The 2,392-nt window shown below is 71.3% G+C and carries 1 protein-coding gene; it reads left to right on the top strand.

The window, feature by feature from the left end; genetic code table 11:
• The first annotated feature begins 258 nt into the window (after nt 1–258).
• Nucleotides 259–2,325: a M4 family metallopeptidase gene (locus tag SZN_RS36725; RefSeq protein ID WP_007506065.1), complete on the top strand. Its 2,067-nt coding sequence runs from the start codon at nt 259–261 to the stop codon at nt 2,323–2,325.
• Nucleotides 2,326–2,392 lie beyond the last annotated feature (67 nt).

Here is a 2,392-nt window from a genome sequence, read left to right as displayed (position 1 = left end):
GACAGCGAACGATTTCCGGCCAATTCATGACGCGCCCCTGACAAAAGGCGCCGTCGGCTGTCACTCTTCCCACGGCCGTCGCACAGGAACCCCACAGCGCCGTCACAGGACGGCGGGCGCGGCCGCACCACCCGCACGCGCACGGCTGTTCCCGCACACGCACGTCGTTCTGCGTTCCACCCGCTCGGCCCGGACGGCTCACCAGCCGGCCGGTCTCCCCTGGCCGCGCAGCTCGCGGCCGCGCAGAAGGAGTCAGTGTTGAGAGACAGTTCCTCCCACAGACGCACCCCCCACGGCGCGCGTCCCCCCGTCCGGCACCGCCGGGCCTTCGCGGTCGCCCTCGTCGGCGTGTCCGCCCTGATCGCGGCGGCGGTCCAGACGGGCACCGCGGGCGCCGCCCCCGAGCGGGCCCCCTCGGCCGCAGGCCAGGTCGTACCGGGCTCCGAGTCCGTGAAGCTGTCCCCCGCCCAGCGCGCCGGGCTGATACGCGCGGCCGACGCCGGTACGGCGGCCACCGCGAAGGACCTGGGCCTCGGCGCCAAGGAGAAGCTGGTCGTCCGCGACGTCACCAAGGACGGCGACGGCACGGTCCACACCCGCTACGAGCGCACCTACGCCGGTCTGCCCGTCCTCGGCGGCGACCTGGTCGTCGCGACGACGGGGTCCGGCGCCACCGAGAGCGTGGTCAGGGCGACCAAGGCCGCCATCGCGCCGGCCACGACGACCCCCGCCGTGCCCGCCGCCCAGGCCGAACGGCAGGCGCTGACCCTGGCGAAGGCGGACAAGGCCAAGGGCCCGGACATCGCCAAGGCGCCCCGCACGGTGGTCTGGGCCGCGAGCGGCAGGCCCGTCCTCGCCTACGAGACGGTCGTCGGCGGCCTCCAGGCCGACGGCACCCCGAACGAACTGCACGTCATCACCGACGCCGCCACCGGCAAGAAGCTCTACGAGTACCAGGGCATCGAGACCGGCACCGGCAACACGATGTACAGCGGCACGGTCACGCTGGGCACCACGCAGTCGGGGTCCTCCTACAACCTGACCGACGCGGCGCGCGGCAACCACAAGACGTACAACCTCAACCGCGCCACCTCCGGCACCGGCACGCTCTTCTCCGGCCCGGACGACGTGTGGGGCAACGGCACCGCCTCGAACGCGGAGACGGCGGGCGCCGACGCGCACTACGGCGCGGCGCTGACGTGGGACTACTACAAGAACGTGCACGGACGCACCGGCATCCGCGGTGACGGCGTCGCCGCCTACTCCCGCGCGCACTACGGCAACAACTACGCCAACGCGTTCTGGGACGACAGCTGCTTCTGCATGACGTACGGCGACGGGTCCGGCAACGCCAACCCGCTCACGTCCATCGACGTCGCCGGGCACGAGATGTCGCACGGCGTCACCTCCAACACCGCGGGCCTGATCTACAGCGGCGAGTCCGGCGGCCTGAACGAGGCCACCTCCGACATCTTCGGCACGACCGTCGAGTTCTACGCCAACAACCCCAACGACGCCGGTGACTACCTCATCGGCGAGGAGATCAACATCAACGGCGACGGCACGCCGCTGCGTTACATGGACAAGCCCAGCAAGGACGGCGCGTCGAAGGACAGTTGGTACTCGGGCCTCGGCTCGATCAACGTGCACTACTCCTCCGGCGTCGCCAACCACTTCTTCTACCTGCTGAGCGAGGGCAGCGGCACCAAGACGATCAACGGCGTCACCTACGACTCGCCCACCTCCGACGGCCTTCCGGTGGCCGGCATCGGCCGCGCCAAGGCGGAGAAGATCTGGTACCGCGCGCTGACCACCAAGTTCACCTCCACCACCAACTACGCGGCGGCCCGCACCGGGACGCTCGCCGCGACCGCCGACCTCTACGGGGCGACGAGCCCCGAGTACAAGGCGGTGCAGGACGCGTGGGCGGCCGTCAACGTGGGCTCGCGCTCGGACGGTGGCGGCGGCGGTGGCGGCACGTCCTTCGAGAACACCACCGACGTGGCGATCCCCGACCGGGGCGCGGCGGTCTCCTCCCCGGTCACCGTCTCCGGGCGGACCGGCAACGCGCCGGCCGACCTCCAGGTCGCGGTGAACATCGTCCACACCTACATCGGTGACCTCCAGGTGCAGTTGATCGCGCCAGACGGCAGCGCGTACACGCTGAAGGGCTACGGCACCGGAGGCAGCGCCGACAACATCGACACCACGTACACGGTGAACGCCTCCTCCGAGGCGGCCAACGGGGTCTGGCAGCTGCGCGTCCAGGACAACGCGGCGGCGGACACCGGCTACATCAACAGCTGGAAGCTCACCTTCCCGTAAGCCGGCCGGCCGGTCCTCCCGATCAGGGCGCCGTCCCGGCGGGTTCGACTCCCGCCGGGACGGCGCC

Source organism: Streptomyces zinciresistens K42 (assembly GCF_000225525.1).
In the GTDB taxonomy this organism is placed as follows: domain Bacteria; phylum Actinomycetota; class Actinomycetes; order Streptomycetales; family Streptomycetaceae; genus Streptomyces; species Streptomyces zinciresistens.
This window is presented reverse-complemented; position numbering and strand designations above follow the sequence as displayed.